General features: G+C 67.2%; 21 protein-coding genes and 1 tRNA gene. 14 read left to right on the forward strand and 8 right to left on the reverse strand.

Annotated elements, in window-relative coordinates; translation table 11 throughout:
• Nucleotides 1-33 precede the first annotated feature (33 nt).
• The 4 genes from AC0QC4_RS02125 to AC0QC4_RS02140 are packed head-to-tail and all read right to left on the reverse strand — an operon-like array spanning nucleotide 34 to nucleotide 3,402.
• Nucleotides 34-1,029: a YwqG family protein gene (locus AC0QC4_RS02125; RefSeq protein ID WP_483658065.1), complete on the reverse strand. Its 996-nt coding sequence runs from the start codon at nucleotides 1,027-1,029 to the stop codon at nucleotides 34-36.
• The gene (locus AC0QC4_RS02130) at nucleotides 1,026-2,198 is read right to left on the reverse strand and encodes a CCA tRNA nucleotidyltransferase (RefSeq protein ID WP_483658636.1); all 1,173 of its coding nucleotides are present in this window, start codon (nucleotides 2,196-2,198) and stop codon (nucleotides 1,026-1,028) included. Before AC0QC4_RS02130 ends, AC0QC4_RS02125 begins: the two co-directional genes overlap by 4 nt.
• 2 nt (nucleotides 2,199-2,200) lie before the next feature.
• Nucleotides 2,201-2,836, reverse strand: coding sequence for a CoA pyrophosphatase (locus AC0QC4_RS02135; RefSeq protein ID WP_483658066.1), 636 nt, complete (start codon nucleotides 2,834-2,836; stop codon nucleotides 2,201-2,203).
• The gene (locus tag AC0QC4_RS02140; RefSeq protein ID WP_483658067.1) at nucleotides 2,836-3,402 is read right to left on the reverse strand and encodes a DUF1285 domain-containing protein; all 567 of its coding nucleotides are present in this window, start codon (nucleotides 3,400-3,402) and stop codon (nucleotides 2,836-2,838) included. Before AC0QC4_RS02140 ends, AC0QC4_RS02135 begins: the two co-directional genes overlap by 1 nt.
• 155 nt (nucleotides 3,403-3,557) lie before the next feature.
• Here AC0QC4_RS02140 and AC0QC4_RS02145 point away from each other — a divergent pair, with 155 nt between their 5' ends.
• Nucleotides 3,558-4,169 (forward strand): rhomboid family intramembrane serine protease, encoded by a 612-nt coding sequence (locus tag AC0QC4_RS02145; protein ID WP_483658068.1) that lies wholly within the window; start codon nucleotides 3,558-3,560, stop codon nucleotides 4,167-4,169.
• Nucleotides 4,170-4,259: 90 nt separating this feature from the next.
• On the opposite strand, the gene AC0QC4_RS02150 is transcribed toward AC0QC4_RS02145, so the two are convergent.
• Nucleotides 4,260-4,835 (reverse strand): GNAT family N-acetyltransferase, encoded by a 576-nt coding sequence (locus tag AC0QC4_RS02150; protein ID WP_483658069.1) that lies wholly within the window; start codon nucleotides 4,833-4,835, stop codon nucleotides 4,260-4,262.
• Between the two features lie 160 nt (nucleotides 4,836-4,995).
• Here AC0QC4_RS02150 and AC0QC4_RS02155 point away from each other — a divergent pair, with 160 nt between their 5' ends.
• Nucleotides 4,996-5,397: a dihydroneopterin aldolase gene (locus AC0QC4_RS02155; RefSeq protein WP_483658070.1), complete on the forward strand. Its 402-nt coding sequence runs from the start codon at nucleotides 4,996-4,998 to the stop codon at nucleotides 5,395-5,397.
• Between the two features lie 115 nt (nucleotides 5,398-5,512).
• Nucleotides 5,513-6,259: an SDR family oxidoreductase gene (locus AC0QC4_RS02160; RefSeq protein WP_483658071.1), complete on the forward strand. Its 747-nt coding sequence runs from the start codon at nucleotides 5,513-5,515 to the stop codon at nucleotides 6,257-6,259.
• Nucleotides 6,260-6,349: 90 nt separating this feature from the next.
• On the opposite strand, the gene AC0QC4_RS02165 is transcribed toward AC0QC4_RS02160, so the two are convergent.
• Nucleotides 6,350-7,324 (reverse strand): isopenicillin N synthase family dioxygenase, encoded by a 975-nt coding sequence (locus AC0QC4_RS02165; protein WP_483658072.1) that lies wholly within the window; start codon nucleotides 7,322-7,324, stop codon nucleotides 6,350-6,352.
• A 44-nt stretch (nucleotides 7,325-7,368) separates the two neighbouring features.
• Here AC0QC4_RS02165 and AC0QC4_RS02170 point away from each other — a divergent pair, with 44 nt between their 5' ends.
• Both AC0QC4_RS02170 and AC0QC4_RS02175 read left to right on the forward strand, forming a co-directional pair.
• Nucleotides 7,369-7,971, forward strand: a complete 603-nt coding sequence (locus AC0QC4_RS02170) for a fasciclin domain-containing protein (RefSeq protein WP_483658073.1) — start codon at nucleotides 7,369-7,371, stop codon at nucleotides 7,969-7,971.
• 28 nt (nucleotides 7,972-7,999) lie between these two features.
• The gene (locus tag AC0QC4_RS02175) at nucleotides 8,000-8,407 is read left to right on the forward strand and encodes an EVE domain-containing protein (protein WP_483658074.1); all 408 of its coding nucleotides are present in this window, start codon (nucleotides 8,000-8,002) and stop codon (nucleotides 8,405-8,407) included.
• Nucleotides 8,408-8,594: 187 nt separating this feature from the next.
• Here the strand turns inward: AC0QC4_RS02175 and AC0QC4_RS02180 are convergent, their stop codons facing one another.
• Nucleotides 8,595-9,089 carry a hypothetical protein gene (locus AC0QC4_RS02180; RefSeq protein WP_483658075.1) on the reverse strand — a complete coding sequence of 165 codons (495 nt, stop codon included), beginning with the start codon at nucleotides 9,087-9,089 and terminating at the stop codon, nucleotides 8,595-8,597.
• Between the two features lie 228 nt (nucleotides 9,090-9,317).
• On the opposite strand from AC0QC4_RS02180, the gene rplU reads away from it, so the two are divergent.
• The 3 genes from rplU to AC0QC4_RS02195 all read left to right on the forward strand — a co-directional run bounded on the left by rplU (nucleotide 9,318) and on the right by AC0QC4_RS02195 (nucleotide 10,846).
• The gene (gene rplU / locus AC0QC4_RS02185; RefSeq protein WP_483658076.1) at nucleotides 9,318-9,701 is read left to right on the forward strand and encodes a 50S ribosomal protein L21; all 384 of its coding nucleotides are present in this window, start codon (nucleotides 9,318-9,320) and stop codon (nucleotides 9,699-9,701) included.
• Between the two features lie 33 nt (nucleotides 9,702-9,734).
• Complete coding sequence (gene rpmA, locus AC0QC4_RS02190) at nucleotides 9,735-10,007, forward strand: 50S ribosomal protein L27 (RefSeq protein WP_483658077.1); 273 nt, start codon at nucleotides 9,735-9,737, stop codon at nucleotides 10,005-10,007.
• 239 nt (nucleotides 10,008-10,246) lie between these two features.
• Entirely contained in the window at nucleotides 10,247-10,846 is a 600-nt protein-coding gene (locus AC0QC4_RS02195) for a GNAT family N-acetyltransferase (RefSeq protein WP_483658078.1), read from the forward strand.
• 19 nt (nucleotides 10,847-10,865) lie between these two features.
• Here the strand turns inward: AC0QC4_RS02195 and AC0QC4_RS02200 are convergent, their stop codons facing one another.
• Nucleotides 10,866-11,387, reverse strand: coding sequence for a GNAT family N-acetyltransferase (locus AC0QC4_RS02200; RefSeq protein WP_483658079.1), 522 nt, complete (start codon nucleotides 11,385-11,387; stop codon nucleotides 10,866-10,868).
• Nucleotides 11,388-11,693: 306 nt separating this feature from the next.
• Here AC0QC4_RS02200 and AC0QC4_RS02205 point away from each other — a divergent pair, with 306 nt between their 5' ends.
• From AC0QC4_RS02205 to rplA, 6 genes are all read left to right on the forward strand, one after another.
• Nucleotides 11,694-13,010: an amidohydrolase gene (locus AC0QC4_RS02205; RefSeq protein WP_483658080.1), complete on the forward strand. Its 1,317-nt coding sequence runs from the start codon at nucleotides 11,694-11,696 to the stop codon at nucleotides 13,008-13,010.
• Between the two features lie 95 nt (nucleotides 13,011-13,105).
• Nucleotides 13,106-13,181: transfer RNA gene (locus AC0QC4_RS02210), tRNA-Trp, on the forward strand.
• Nucleotides 13,182-13,400: 219 nt separating this feature from the next.
• Nucleotides 13,401-13,598, forward strand: a complete 198-nt coding sequence (gene secE, locus AC0QC4_RS02215) for a preprotein translocase subunit SecE (protein WP_483658081.1) — start codon at nucleotides 13,401-13,403, stop codon at nucleotides 13,596-13,598.
• 24 nt (nucleotides 13,599-13,622) lie between these two features.
• On the forward strand, nucleotides 13,623-14,159 hold the full coding sequence (gene nusG / locus AC0QC4_RS02220) for a transcription termination/antitermination protein NusG (protein ID WP_483658082.1): 537 nt from the start codon (nucleotides 13,623-13,625) through the stop codon (nucleotides 14,157-14,159).
• Between the two features lie 300 nt (nucleotides 14,160-14,459).
• Nucleotides 14,460-14,891 (forward strand): 50S ribosomal protein L11, encoded by a 432-nt coding sequence (rplK, locus tag AC0QC4_RS02225; RefSeq protein WP_483658083.1) that lies wholly within the window; start codon nucleotides 14,460-14,462, stop codon nucleotides 14,889-14,891.
• 4 nt (nucleotides 14,892-14,895) lie between these two features.
• Nucleotides 14,896-15,597 (forward strand): 50S ribosomal protein L1, encoded by a 702-nt coding sequence (gene rplA, locus AC0QC4_RS02230; RefSeq protein WP_483658084.1) that lies wholly within the window; start codon nucleotides 14,896-14,898, stop codon nucleotides 15,595-15,597.
• Nucleotides 15,598-15,721: the final 124 nt, after the last annotated feature.

Below are 15,721 nucleotides of genomic sequence, written 5' to 3' on the forward strand. Positions count from 1 at the left end.
TTCTAAATCTGGCCTGCAGCGATGCAAGCCCGCTCAGCTGCAATCCCAGTGAAAGATTGCCCGGCCGAAATCGCGCGCGAGAAGGTCCGCACGCCGGATCAGCACCTGCGCCTCCCCGACATCGCCCCATTGCAGCCCGTTGCGCGACGTCAACTGGAACAGCACCCGGTCGTGTTCGCGCCATGGCGACGGCTGGCCGCGCTTGTCGGGCGGATGGGCCAGGTCGAGCCGGGGATCATGCTGCACAAACAGCGGATGGCCGCCGACGTGATGGCGATCGTACGGCACCGCTTGTTCCAGTCCCAGCCGCAGCGGCTCCAGCGCCTCTGCCCGGTCATCGATGCCGAGTTCGGCGCAAAGCGCCTCGACCGGGCGATCATAGGGGCGCGGCAGCATGCTTGCCGGGGTAGCGCGCAGCGGTACACCGCTAGCGCGCGCCGTATCGCCAACGAAGGGCGTGGTGCTGTAGCCATCGTCATCCGGCGCGCCATAGTCGGGCAGATACGGTGGCGGTGCCAAACGGCCGCCCACGGCGCCATCGGGATGCCACAGCAAGACCATGTCGGCCTCGTCGAGCGCGTCGAAATTCACCCCATGCAAGTCGTCGCGCCCCACGAACAACTGCAGCAAGCCCGCCTCGGGATAATCCGCCAGCGGCGGCATCGCGCCAAAATCCAGTTGAGCCACAAATTCGAGCGGTCTGCCCTCCCTCCCCGTCGGCCAGTTTGCGCCGTCCGCGAGCCACACCGGTCCGCCGATGCGCGTGCCGCCGGGCAGGACCGGCGCGCTGTCGTCCGCTTCCAGGATCAGCGCCGGCAGCGCAAGCGCGGGCAGGCGGCGCTCAAACTCGGCCAGTTGCTCCGCCGTCGGTTCGACGATCGGCGGCTGGCTGGCTTGCCACTCGGCATGACGAGCCTCCGCATCCGCGCGCCACCGACGCATGCGCCTCTGCTGCAGCGCCCAGCACCCGCCAAAGAACAGCGCCGTGACGACCAGCGCGAACAGCAGGGCGTGATTGTCGATACTCACCGCCGCGCTTCGGCCAGCCACTGGTCGATCGGGACCGTCGCCGGAAATCGCTCCTCGACCCAGCGCTGTTCCATGGCACGCAGCAGTCGAGCCACGTCCGGCCCGGCGGCTACCCCGCGTGCGACAATATCCCCGCCCGAAAACGGCAGGGTCGGCACCTGCCAGTCCTCGAGCGGCGCCAATCCGGCGACAGGCTCCCCCGCCAGCAGCACCCGGTCGCGCGCGCCCTCCACGCCGATGCGATAGGCGAGCGCGCGGATATCGCCCGCCAACGCCTCTCCGCGCGCCACCGCGATTCGTTTGCGCAAGCGGTTGGAGAGTTTGAGCCGCGCCGCCACCCGGTCTGCGGCCAGCGGATCGGGCGGCAGCAGGGCGATCAGGCGGCGCGGTGCTTCTGCGTCCAGCCCGGCGTCGCGTTCCGCCTGCACCAGCGTGGCAAGCCGGGCGACGGCATCGGGCAAGGCTTCCGGCACGATTTCGGCGAGCACGCCGGCCTCTTCCATCAACGCCACGCTCGCCACCGGGTCGGGCAGCGCCAGAATGCGCTGCAGCTCATCCGCCACCCGCTCGCGTGACAGGCCGCGCAGCTTGGCGGCGCGTCCGGCAACGATGGCGAAGGTCGCGGGATCGGGTTCTCCCCCGCCGAAGCGGGCGAGAAAGCGGAACCAGCGCAGGATACGCAGATGATCCTCGTCGATCCGCTGCGCTGCGTCGCCGATGAACAGGACGCGCTGCGCCGCAAGATCGGCAAGCCCGCCGACGGGATCGAACAGCGTGCCGCTCGCCGGATCGGCATAGAGCGCATTGATGGTGAAATCGCGCCGCCCGGCATCCTCCGCCCAGTCGTCGGCAAAGGCGATGGTGGCGCGGCGCCCGTCGGTCGCGACGTCGCGGCGCAGCGTCGTCACCTCATAGGGATGCCCGTCGGCGACAGCGGTGATCGTGCCATGGGCGATGCCGGTGGGCACCGTCTTGACCCCCGCCGCCTCCAGCCGCGAGATGACATCGTCAGGGCGCAACCTGGTGGCAAGATCGACATCGGACACCGGCAGCCCGAGCAACGTATCGCGCACTGCGCCGCCAACGGCGCGGGTGGTGTCAGCGCCGCCGAGAGCCGTCAGGATGCGGGAAAGGCCGGACTGTTCGCGCCATGCAGCGGGGGGGAGCATGGTCACACCCTGACCCCCGCATTCAACGCGCACGGATCGGCATCCAGCCCCAGCAGCGCGCCGATGTTGCGGATCATCCCCGCCGTCGCCCCCCAGATGCGTTCGCCGTCATGATGGACTTCCCAATAATGGCGGATGCCCCCGTCCCATTCGACCGCACGCCGCACCTGCATCGCCGGATCGAACAGATGGTCGCAGCGCACCTCGAACACGCGCGCCACTTCGCTCGGCTGCGGCACCAGCGGCAGGTCGGGCGGGATCACTGCCAGTACAGGGGTGACGCGATAGCCGGTGACCGTGCCATAGGGCGGCACCAGCCCGACGACCTGCACCGCATCGCGCGGCAGCGCCACCTCCTCCTCCGCCTCGCGCAGCGCGGTGGCGATCAGATCGGCATCGTCGGCATCGGCGCGGCCACCGGGAAAGGCGACCTGGCCCGAATGCTTGCGCATCGCCGCCTGCCGGCGCGTCAGCAGAATCGTGGGGTGGGGCCGGTCGACGAAGGCGACCAGCACCGCGGCATCGGTGGTATTGGCATCATCGTCCATACCGCCGCGCACCCGCCATTGCTCGTCGCCATCGTGCGGCACGACGCCGGAGGCCGCCGCCAGACGCTCCGCCAAATGCGAGGCCAGCATCAGCCCGGATCCGCCAGCGCGAACCGCTGCCCGCCGCTCCATACGCAGCCGTCCGCGTCGGCCACATCGGCGAGCTGATAGAAAGTCGATCGGGTCAGCCGCGCCTCCACCGGGCGCTCGGCGCTACCGGTAACGCGCAGATAAGGCAGCCGTCCTGCCGGACCATCGCGCAGCATCAGCGGATGATCGGCACCGCACAGCAGCATGGCGTCGGTGTTGAGCCGGAAAGCAATCGTCTGGAATTCCTGCTCGCCTTCGATCCGCGCCTCGACCGCCAGTAGCGGGGCGTCCTCTACCGCGATCGCCAGCTTCTCGGCGGGGGTGACCAGCACATAGCCGCCGTCCGCCTCGCGTCGCAGCAGGCGGGAGAAAGCGCGGACCATCGCCGGGCGGGTTATCGCACCGCCCTCGTGGAACCAGCGCCCCTCGGCATCGATGCGGATGTCGATGCGCCCCGCATGCGCCGGGTTCCAGCGCTCGACCGGCGGCAGTGCTTCGCTCTCGATCCACTGGGTCAGCGCATCGAGCGAGGTGGTGTCGAAATCGGGCACTATCGGCATCGGCATGGCTGAGATGTGGCGGATGCAGCCCGGTGCGGCAAGAGGGGCCAATCGTCCCCCTCCCGTTTGCAGGCGGGGCTGGGGGTGGCGTGGGCGAAGCTCGCGCGCTTGCTCCGAGTGTATGATTGCGCTAAATCACTACCCAGACACAGAGGCAGCACATGGTCCAGCAGGCAAAGACGATTACCGGCACGATCGCGCTCCTATGCGCGCTGCTGATCGGCGTACACCTCCTCAACCTGCTGATGGGTGGCGCGCTCTACAGCTTCGGGCTCGAACCGCGCCGGCTCGACGGGGCCGACGGCATCCTCTTCTCACCGCTGCTGCACGGCGATTGGGGCCATCTCGGCAGCAATCTCGCCGCGTTCGTCGTCCTCGCCGCGCTGACCCTGATCGACGGGCTCAAGCGCTTCTTCAAGGCCAGCGCTATCATCATCATCGGCGGCGGCTTGCTATTGTGGCTGTTCGGGCGCAGCGCCAACCATATCGGCGCGAGCGGCTGGATTTTCGGGCTGTGGGCGATGGTCATTGCCCAGGCCTGGTACGACCGGCGCTGGCGCAACATCCTGATCGCCCTTGGCGTGCTGATCTTCTACGGATCCATGGCACTGGGTGTCCTGCCGCTGCAGCCGGGCATATCGTTCGAAGGCCATCTGTTCGGCGCCATCGCCGGGGTGGTCGCCGCACGCGTACTGGCCCGGCCGCCAGCAATCGGCACCCGCCTGCCGGAGCGCAGCGACACGCTCAAATTCTGGCCTGACCAGAAACGCTAGCGCCGACCCGGTCTTGCGGAACAACCGCAGCCCTGAGCTTGTCGAAGGGCGTTTGGCGTTTTCGAGAAGCGCGCTTCGACAAGCTCAGGGCTAAGGTCTAGCGGGTCCTGCCGATACCAGGCGGTCGGCGTCCGCCACAATCTCGCCCGGCCTTCCCGGCACCCCGGCACCACGCACGCCGCGCGCCAGCAGGCGGTGCCGCTCGACCGGGCCGGGGACCTGCCAGCCGCAGGTGGCATCGGCAGCAAAACCCCAGAAGCGGCCATAATATTCCGGATCGCCGATCATCATCAGCGCCCCCGCCGCGCCGCCCGCCCCGGGTTCGCGCTCGGCAGCTGCGATGGCCGCATCCATCAGCGCGCGCCCCACGCCGCCGCGCTGCAGCGCCGGCTCGACCGCCACCGGGCCGACCATCACCAGCGGCACGCGCGCGCCGTCGGCGGTAACGAGTGCCACCGGCCAGCATTGCAGGCTGCCGATCAAGCGCGCACCATCCCAGGCCGAAAAGCTCAGCGACCCTATCGCCGCACAGCCCTCGCGCATGCGATAGGCGGTGCGTCCATGCCGGTCCGGCCCGAAGGCGGCGTCCAGCAGCGCTTCGACCGCATCCGGCGCGGCAGCAGACAGGGGTTTGATCTCGACCAGTGCCATCTCCACCGCCGTCATTGCGAGCGGAGCGAAGCAATCCAGGGGCGGTTGACGCGGCTCTGGATTGCTTCGCTCCGCTCGCAATGACGAAAACATGTTCACGCGTCGTCCGTCGCGGTCTAAGGGCAGCGGCCTTTAGGGGCGAACCACCCCCCACGCAAGAAAGCCCTGCCCTGCCGTGACCAACGCCGACAGCCTGATCCTCGAAGTGCACGACCTGGAAGTCGATGTGCTGACCGGCGTCTATTCGGAAGAGACGCACCTGCCGCAACCGCTGCGCATCAGCGTCAGCGCCGAAATGGCGATCGAGGATCATTATGCCCCGGCCACCCCGCTAGCCGCGTCCAAATCCTATATGGACCTCAAATGGGCAGCGACGGACGGCATCCCCAAGGACGTGCATTTCACGCTGATCGAGGCGGTTGCCGATTACATCATCGGCACCATCTTCCTGCAGGATGACAAGGTGAAGAGTGTCGAAATCCGCATCGTCAAGCTGGCGATCGCCGAAGCGAACGAGCGGATCGGCATCACCATGAAACGCCATCGGCCGCCCGCGCCAAGGGTGATGATGGCATGACATGTCGATTACCCTCCTTCGTCATTCCCGCGAAAGCGGGAACCCAACTGATGGCGTGTCAGATAGACTCCCGCCTTCGCGGGAATGACCAGCGGGATGAGGAAAGAGCGGCGCCATGACCCGCCCGCTCGCGCTCGTCACCGGCGGACTGCATCGCGTCGGCGCGGCCATTGCGGCGCGGCTGGCGGGCGCGGGCTATGATCTGGCGCTGCACCGGCGTCGCGAGGGCGATGCCGATGCGGCACTGGCTGCGGCCATCGCCGACAGCGGCGTCGCCCACGCCATCGTCTCCGCCGATCTGGGAGAGCGCGGCGCGGCGGAGGCGCTGTTTGCCGACGTGGTCGATCGCTGCGGCCGCGTGCCCGCGCTGATCGTCAACAACGCCTCGCTGTTCGCGGAAGACGGGATGTCGGCACTCGACGGGCCTGCGCTCGATGCCGCGCTCGCCGTCAATCTTCGCGCACCGGTGCTGCTCGCGCAGGCCCTCTTCGCCTGCGGCGGCTCGGGTGCGGTCGTCAATATCCTCGACCAGCGCGTCCGCAACCCGGTGCCCGACCAGATCGCCTACAGCATCGCCAAGCAGGCGCTGTGGCAGGCGACGCGGACCCTGGCCGTGGCCTGCGCGCCGCGCGTGCGCGTCAACGCCGTCGCGCCGGGCCTGACCCTGCCGACACCCGATTACGAGGATGGCCGCATGGAGCGCATGGCCGCGCTGATGCCGCTGCAGCGGCTCGCCGCGCCGCAGGACATTGCCGATGCCGTGCTGTTTCTGGCACGCGCCGAGAGCATCACCGGCCAGACCATCTTCGTCGACGCAGGCGCCAACCTGCGCAGCTTCGACAGCGATTTCGCGCATCTTTAAGCCGTCGCCCCGGACTTGATCCGGGGCCGCTCTCCACGTTGCGCAACACCGCCAGCGACCCCGGATCGAGTCCGGGGCGACGCTATGCCGCTACTTCTTGAGCCCGATCTCCCGCAGCCGCTCCTGCAGATAATCATCCGCCAGAATCGATTGCGGATAGCGGTCCGGATTGTGCGCGGTCACGCAGCCCGGCAGCGTCTTGATCTCGAAATCGGAGCGCAGATGCAGGAAGAAGGGCATCGAATAGCGGCTGTGCGCCGCGCGCCCGGCGTCTGGATTGACGACGCGGTGCGTGGTCGACGGCAGGCGGTGGTTGGTCAGCCGCTGCAGCATGTCTCCCACATTGACCGCAAGCGCGCCGGGCGGCGGGCTGACCGGCAGCCAGCTGCCATCGGGCTCGAGGATCTGCAGCCCAGCCTCTTCTGCACCCAGCAGCAGGGTGATGAGATTGATGTCTTCATGCGCCTCTGCCCGGATGCCGTCGGGCGATCCACCTTCACGTATTTCGGGCACGGGCGGGTAATGCAGCAGCCGCAGCACGCTGTTGCCGTCGCGAATCGGATCGTCGAACCAGTCGGGGCTGAGCTCGAGGTAGCGGGCAATGCCGGACAGGAGCTGCGCGCCGATCCGGTCGAATTCGGCGAACATCGCCTCGAATGTCTCGCGGAAACCCTCGGGCTCGGCGGGCCAGATGTTGGGCGGCATCGAATCCGACAGCGGATGCCCTTCGGGCAGGTCGCGCCCGACATGCCAGAATTCCTTGAGGTCGACATGTTTCGCGCCCTTGGCAATCTCGGTGCCAAAGGCGGTATAGCCGCGCGCGCCGCTCTGGCCGGGCACCAGATAGCCGCGCTTTTGCTCCTCTGACTGCGCGAACAGCGCACGCGTCAGCGCCCAGGCGCGGTCGACCAGCGCCGGGTCGAGCCCGTGATCGGTGATCATGGCGAAGCCGAAGCGCTGGAAGCTGGTGCCGAAGGCGCGGGCAAATTCATCGGGGCCGAGCGCGGTCATCGAGATGACGGGCACGGCGGGCTTGGTGGCCATGGGGGCGGTATCGACAGTCATGGGGGTCTTTCCAGCGAGTCAGTTCGAGCCTAGAGGCCCGCGTCATGCAGCATGCGATAGCGCCAAAGGGCAGAGAGGCAAAGGGATGGCACGCGTCGCGATGCGTCGTCCTGCTCGCCTGCCTGATGCTCGGCGCGTGCAGCGCGGAGGAGGCAACGGCCGAACGCACCGATCAGCCGCGGCGCCTCGCTGCCGCCGAAGCGCCGACCGTGCTTGCCGGAATCGAGCGGCTGGACGAGTTCGCCACCGTGCGCCGCGCGCTGGCGGCGACCGGTCGGGCGGCGCTGCTGTCGAGCAACGCCCCGGTGACCCTGCTAGCGCCGCGCGACACCGCCTTCGTCCAGCTCGATCCGGCCCGGCGGGAGGCGCTGCTTGCGCCCGCCAATCGCGCCGCGCTGACCACCGCCATCGACGGGCTGATCGTGCCGCGCGCGCTGCGTGCGGACGAGCTGCGCCAGATGATCAGCGACGGCGGCGGCTCTGCAGTATTGCAGACCCGTGCCGGCACGGTGACGGTGTCCAGCGCTGGCGACATGCTGATCCTCACCACGCCATCGGGCGTGCGCGCCACCATGGGCAGCGCGGAAGTTGCGACCGGCAACGGCATGATCTACGTGCTCGATCGCTGGCCCGCCGCCGCCCCCTGAACCGGAGTCGACGATGGCCTATTGGCTGATGAAATCAGAACCCGACGTCTACAGCTTCGACGACCTCATCGCCCAGGGCGAAGGCGTGTGGGACGGCGTGCGCAACCATGCCGCCGCCATCCATCTCAAGACCATGGCGGTCGGCGATCAGGCGATCTTCTATCACAGCAACATCGGCAAGGCGGCGGTCGGCATCATGACCATCAGCGCGCCTGCCCTGCCCGACCCCACCGAACCCGAAGGCACACGCTGGGTCGCGGTCAAGGTCAAGCCGCTCGCGCGTCTCGTCGAGCCGGTCACACTCGCCGCGATCAAGGCGGAACCGCGGCTGGCCGGTATCGAGATGCTGCGCCAGAACCGCCTCTCGGTGGCTCCAATTCGCGACAGCGAATGGGCGATTCTGCTGGAAATGGCGGGCGGTACGATACCGCTCTGACCCCTTGGGGCCTGAGGCCGATCCCCGGTCCCCCGGAACTGACATCCTCATCGCTACCACCGTCGCGCCACACGTGATGCGGGGCTTGGCTGGTTTGACAACGATGCCAAAGAAAGCCTTGCCCCGTGTCAAGCACGGGGCGACGAGAGGGGGTTACGGCAATGCAGCGAATTGTGCGTTCGGATCGCTAGCCGCCGAGCGCCGCCATCGCGCTGTTCTGTTCGGCGACCAGTGCAGCGACCTCGGCCTGCACCGCTGCCACCGCGTCGGCGGCGCGGCCCTGCTGCAGCTGGTCGATGGCCAGCCGGTCGAGCTCGGCCAGCGCGAGCCGGGTCGGGCCGCGGGCGATGTCGGCGCGGGACAGCGCGCGCTGCGCGACCGCCCACTCCTCGCTGCCCGGTGCTGCAGCGAGACCGGCGGCCAGCGGCCGAACCTCTGCCAGCGCTGCACGGAACGCCACATCGCCGGTCTGCGCATCGCGCAGCAGCGCGGCCAATGCCTGCTCCAGCGTGGCGCTGACCGGTGTCGGTTCGGGCGCGACCACCGGCGGCGGCGGCACCGCGAGACGCCGTTCGACCGGGCGCTGGGCAAGGCTCGGATAATCGGCCATATCGCCGGTCGCGCAGGCCGCCAGCGGCAGCAGCATCGCCATCGGCAGGACTTTGGATGGTAGACCGGTCATGCCCCGGCTCTATGGCGGGCGGACGATCGGTGCAAGCGCATCCTCCGGCCGCTGTGCACCGCCTGCGCATGGCAAATCGCCAAGCCACCCGTGGTTGACAGAATCGGGACTCGCCGTTAGGGGGCCGGTCTTTCCCGCGACAGGCGTGTGTTCGCCGGGGCCTTTGCCTCGCCCGATCGCTGTTGCCCCCGCCGGGATGGTTCAGGTTTTTTGAAGGTCAGACACACCATGTTCGCTATCGTCCGCACCGGGGGCAAGCAGTATCGCGTTGCCGCTGGAGACAAGATCACCGTCGAAAAGCTGGCGGGCGACGTCGGCGACACCGTCGAGCTGGGCGATGTCCTGCTTGCCGGCGAAGGGTCCGACCTCCAGTCGACCGCTGGCCTCACCGTCGCTGCGGAAATCGTGGCACAGGGCCGTGGCGAGAAGGTGATCGTCTTCAAGAAGCGCCGTCGGCACAACTATCGTCGCCGGAATGGCCATCGCCAGTATCACACGCTGCTGAAGATCGTCTCGATCGGTGCCGCGGAAAAGAAGGCAGCGCCCAAGAAGGCCGCCGCCAAGAAGGACGCCCCGGCTGCCGAGGCTCCTGCCGAAACCGCCGCCGCCTGAGCGCGCCCAACCGAGAATTGATGGAGATTATCCATGGCACATAAGAAAGCAGGCGGCTCTTCGCGTAACGGCCGCGACTCACAGTCCAAGCGCCTCGGCGTCAAGAAGTTCGGCGGCCAGGAAGTGGTCGGCGGCAACATCATCGTGCGTCAGCGCGGCACCCGCGTGTACCCGGGCATCAACGTCGGCATCGGCCGCGATCACACCCTGTTCGCCACTGCCGACGGCCGCGTACGCTTCCACGATGGCAAGCTTGGACGCAAATATGTGTCCGTGGACGCCATGATTATGGAAGCCGCCGAATAAGCGGACGACCATGATCGGGGTCGTCCGCAAAGTGGATGACCCCCCGATAGGCCCAGGAACAGGAATGTCCGACGGCCTGACAGCAAGGGAGACGGGTCATCCCCCGGCTCCCTTTTTTGTTGCGCGGACGCGTTTCATCGTCCCGCCGCAAGGACCAGCCGGACAAGCGTCTCCCTTGGCAATCGCCACGGAACTGTCACCGACTTCGGGCAGTTGCGGGCAGTGTGAGGAGAGACAGAATGTTTGCGCGGACAGAAAGATTGTTGCTGCGGCCCGGCTTCATCGAGGACGCCCCCGAGCTCGCCCAGGCGATCGGCGAAGAGGCGGTCGTGCGCAACCTCGCCACGGCGCCCTGGCCCTATGGCGAGGCGGACGCCCGTGCCTTTCTGAGCATGAACCACCCGGCCAATCTGCCCGGCTTCACCATCGTCAAGCGCACAAATGGCGCGCCGCGCATCGTCGGCGGCATCGGCATCGGGCCGCGCAGCGACGCGGACGGTCTTGAAATCGGCTACTGGATTGCCCGCCCCTATTGGGGTCTGGGCTTTGCCACCGAGGCCGGTCGGGCCGTGATGGGCATTGCCCGCGCGCTGCGGCTGCCGCGGCTGACCGCCGGCCATTTCGTCGACAATCCCGCCTCGGGCGCGGTGCTGCGCAAGCTCGGTTTCCGCCCGACCGGCCGGATGGTCAAGCGGTTCAGCCTGGCGCGCGGCAGCGATGTCGCCTGCGTCGAATATGCCGAAGCGGAAGATGCCCCGGTAGAAGGGATGACTGGCAAGCGAGACCCCATCGACCCGCTTGAGGATTTTCGCGATGGGCTACGGCTGCTCGCAGCCTGATGCCGCCTGCTGCCAGCACTCAGCGGCAGGGCCGCGCATAGACATTGACCGGATCGGGTTCCATCACGTGGTGCCCGATCAGGCCGAAGCCCAGCTTGGCCGCGACCCGTTCGGATGCGCTGTGGCCGGGGTTGATGATGCAGCGGATCTCGCTGCCCAGCGCCTGGTCGGCCCAGCGGAGCGCGGCCTCCATGATCTCGCTGGCCGCGCCCTTGCCCCACCAGTCGGGCGCGACCGCCCAGCCCGCCTCGGGATAGCCTTCGAGTTGCGGGACCCCGCGGTCGAACCAGCTCAATCCGCCGCCGCCGATGAACGCATCGCTTTCCTTCTCGGCAAACACCCAATAGCCATAGCCCATCAGGTGCCACAGCCCCGGCATCGCCAGATATTTTCCCCAGCTGGTGGTGCGGTCACGCGGGCTGCCGCCGATATAGCGGGTCACCCGCTCATCCGCCCACATCGCGGCATAGGCATCGAAATCGCGCCGTTCGGGCGCGCGCAGGCGGAAGCGGGCGGTCTCGAGGGTGGGGATGTCGGTCAATGCTGGTCTCCTTAGGGCAGCTTGAGCTTAGGGGGTGATGGCGGCGCTCGAAAGGGTTTCACGCAGAGGACGCAGAGGACGCAGAGACGATGATGCAAACCGCGCAGCGGCTTGACCCCACTGCACTTGCGCTTGCCGCGAGGTAAGGATTCAAGACGGCTGCGCCGCATGGCGCAGCGCCTCTGCGCCTCTGCTTCCTCTGCGGTCTCTGCGTGAAACCATGAATACGCTGTCGCAGGCACCACAATTGCTGTTGTGTCAGGATGTGCCGCCCGCCACACTGCCCGACAAAACAGGGAGACCCGCATGATCCGCCGCCTGCTCGCCACCGCCGCACTCGTCGCCTTCGCCGCGCCGGCCGCTGCCCAATCCGATCTGCGCACGCAGCTACAGGCGCAGATGCCCTCGCTGATGGACCTCTATCGGGAGATGCACGCCAATCCCGAGCTTTCGGGCCAGGAAGTGCAGTCGGCAGCGCGCATGGCGCGAGAGGCACGCGCGCTGGGGTTCGAGGTGACCGAGGGCGTCGGCGGACATGGCGTCGTCGCGGTGATGCGCAACGGCCCCGGGCCTGTGCTGCTGATCCGTGCCGACATGGACGGCCTGCCTGTCACCGAAGCCACCGGTCTACCCTTTGCCAGCCAGGTGCGCGTGCGCCAGGCCGATGGCAGCGAAACGGGGGTTATGCACGCCTGCGGCCATGATACGCACATGACCGGCTGGATCGGCGCGGCCCGCCTGCTCGCCGCCAACAAGACGCGCTGGTCGGGCACGCTGGTGATGATCGGCCAGCCGGCGGAGGAGATCGTGGCCGGCGCCGATGCGATGATGGCCGACGGATTGTTCACCCGCTTCCCCAGGCCGACCCACGCCATCGCCTTTCATGACGGCCCCTTCCCCGCCGGGGTGATCGGCTATCGCGCCGGCTTCGCCCTCGCCAATGTCGATACCGTCGATGTGCTGGTGCGCGGCGTCGGCGGCCATGGTGCCTACCCGCACACCACCCGCGATCCGATCGTCGCGGGCGCGCGCATCGTCGACGGGCTGCAAACCCTGGTCAGCCGCAACGTCGATCCGCAGGATGCCGCCGTGGTCACCGTCGGCAGCTTCCATGCCGGGACCAAGCACAACATCATCTCCGACGAAGCCCGCCTGCAACTGACCGTGCGCAGCTACAGCGACCAGACCCGGCGCATGCTGCTCGACGGGATCCGCCGGGTTGCTGCGGGGGAAGCGATGGCGATGGGCATGCCAGAAGACCGGATGCCGGTGGTCACCGTCGCCGACCAGAGCGCCGATGCCACCTGGAACAGCCCCGAATTCACGATGGAAATGGCCGGCGTGCTGCGCCGTCATTTCGGCGAGCGCCGTGTCGTCGAAGTGCCGCCGTCGATGGGCGCGGAGGATTTCGGCAATTTCTGGCGCGCGGACAACAGCATCCAGTCGCTGATCTTCTGGGTCGGCGGCGTGCCGCAGGCGCAGTGGGATGCGGCGCAAGCCGGCGGCTCCCCGGTGCCCGGTCTCCACTCCCCCTTCTGGGCACCCGACGCCGAAGCCGTGGTAGCAACCGCGTCCGAGGCGCTGGCCACCCTCGCGATGGACATCATGAAGCCGGCGGGGTGATTTTCCGCTCTCCCGCGCGCGAGGGCTTCGTGATGCCCTTGCCGAATCTCTGCGCCCCCGCTAAGGGCGCGCATTCCTGACCAGGGCAGGCCCATAGGGGTATAGCTCAGTTGGTAGAGCATCGGTCTCCAAAACCGAGGGTCGCGGGTTCAAGTCCTGCTGCCCCTGCCAGCCTTGCAAGGGAAAGGCTTGGCCGCTAGACAGCGGCGCATTCGCAAAATGGCGAACCACCGGCCGCACCCACTTTCGCTTGAAACAGCGGGGAGGGGCGGGCGGAGATTTGCCTTTTTGCCGAGACACTGGTTTTCGTCGGGGCACGACGCCCCATATGGCAATGCGAGGTCGGACCGGACAGGCCGGTTCCCGCGCACAGCCGCAAAGGAAGAAGTGATGGCAAAGACCACTCCGGGCGAATTCGTCCGTCAGGTCCGGGCAGAGGCGAACAAGATCGTCTGGCCGACCACGCGGGAAACCACGGTCACCGCGATCATGGTGCTGATCATGACCGCGATCCTCGCGACATTCTTCCTCGGCATCGACGGGCTGTTCCGCTTCGTCGTCAACTGGTTGCTGTCCCTCGCGGGCTGACAAGAACAGGAAACACAACAGACCATGGCGCGCTGGTACATCATTCACGCTTATTCGGGCTTCGAGAACAAGGTGAAGGACGCGATCCTCGCCGAGGCCGAGCGCATGGGCCTTGCCCAGCTGGTCGAGAATATCGAGGTCCCGACCGAAACGGTGGCCGAGGTCAAGCGCGGCAAGAAGGTGCAGACCGAGCGGACTTCGATGGCCGGGTATGTGCTGGCCAAGCTGACCATGACCGACGATGTCTATCACCTGATCCGCAACACCCCCAAGGTCACCGGCTTCCTGGGTGTCGCCGGCAAGCCGCAGGCGATCCGCGAATCGGAAGCGCTGCGCATGCTCAACATCAAGGATGAGGCCGCCGCCCGTCCCAAGAGCGAAATCCGCATCGATTACGACATCGGCGATCAGGTCAAGCTGCTCGACGGCCCCTTCGCCAGCTTCACCGGCATCGTCGAAGGGCTCGATTTCGAAAAGAACCGCGTCAAGGTCGGCGTCTCGATCTTCGGCCGCGCCACCCCGGTCGACATCGAATTCGACAAGGTGCAGGTGGTCAAGTGAGCTCGGGCGATCAGGCCTAAGCGCTTCGCTCGTACATCCCCAACCGTCATTGCGAGCGCAGCGAAGCAATCCAGAGCTGGCGTTAACCGCCCTGGATTGCTTCGCTGCGCTCGCAATGACGAGATGACGGGGAAAGCCCGTGCGCCTTGCATTCCTTGCACCTCCCCGCTATGCGGCCCGCTTCATCCGGCCTTGGCAGGATGATTCCGCGCGGGAGGATGGCTTCGGCCTTCCGTTCGACCGCTTAACTTGAGGCCGCGGATCGGCTCCGCTGCCGACAGAGAGAAAAGGAGGCCTTTCATGGCCAAGAAGATTACCGGCTATATCAAGCTGCAGGTGCCCGCCGGCGCCGCCAACCCGTCTCCGCCGATCGGCCCTGCGCTGGGTCAGCGCGGCGTCAACATCATGGAATTCTGCAAGGCGTTCAACGCCGCGACCGGTGAGCTCGAAAAGGGCATGCCGATCCCGACCGTGATCACCGTCTATGCCGATCGCAGCTTCTCGTTCGAGACCAAGACCCCGCCTGCCACCTTCCTGATCAAGAAGGCCGCCGGATTGAAGTCGGGCTCCAAGGAGCCGGGCAAGACCGTTGCCGGCAAGATCAAGCGTTCGCAGCTGGCGGAAATCGCCGAAGCGAAGATGAAGGATCTCAACGCCAACTCGATCGAGCAGGCGACCAAGATCATCGAAGGCAGCGCCCGCTCGATGGGCCTCGAAGTGGTGGAGGGCTGAGACCATGGCCAAGCAGACCAAGAAGGCAAAGGCACTCGCTAGCCAGTTCGACCGTGACAAGCTCTATGGCGTCACCGAAGCCATCGACGCGCTGAAGGGCGCGGCGTCGAAGAAGATGGACGAAACCATCGAGATCGCCATGAACCTCGGTGTCGATCCGCGTCATGCCGACCAGATGGTGCGCGGCGTCGTCACCCTGCCCGCCGGTACCGGCAAGGACGTCAAGGTTGCCGTGTTCGCGCGCGGCGACAAGGCTGAAGCCGCGCTCGCCGCTGGCGCCGACAAGGTCGGTGCCGAAGACCTGCTGGAAGACATGCAGGCCGGCAACCTGGATTATGGCCGCGTCATCGCGACGCCGGACATGATGGGCATCGTCGGCCGCCTCGGCAAGGTGCTCGGCCCCAAGGGCCTGATGCCGAACCCCAAGCTCGGCACTGTCACCCCCAATGTCGCTGAAGCGGTCAAGGCAGCCAAGGGCGGCCAGATCGAATTCCGCGTCGAAAAGGCCGGCATCATCCACGCTGGGCTCGGCAAGTCGAGCTTCGCCACCGACGCGCTGAAGCAGAATTTCGACGCCTTCGTCGACGCCATCGTCAAGGCCAAGCCGACCGGCGCCAAGGGCAAATATGTCCGCAAGATCAGCCTGAGCTCGACCATGGGCCCGGGCCTGAAGGTCGACACCGCCGAAGTCGCCGGCGTCGCCTGATCCCGCACGTCGGCTTGCCGACGGGAAAGCGAGAAAAGGCGCACGTCGGCTTGCCGACGGGAACGCGCAAAGAAAAAGGCCGGGGAGCAATCCCCGGCCTTTTTCTTTGCCCCTCTCCCGCAAG

Source organism: Sphingomonas sp. jy18 (assembly GCF_056931895.1).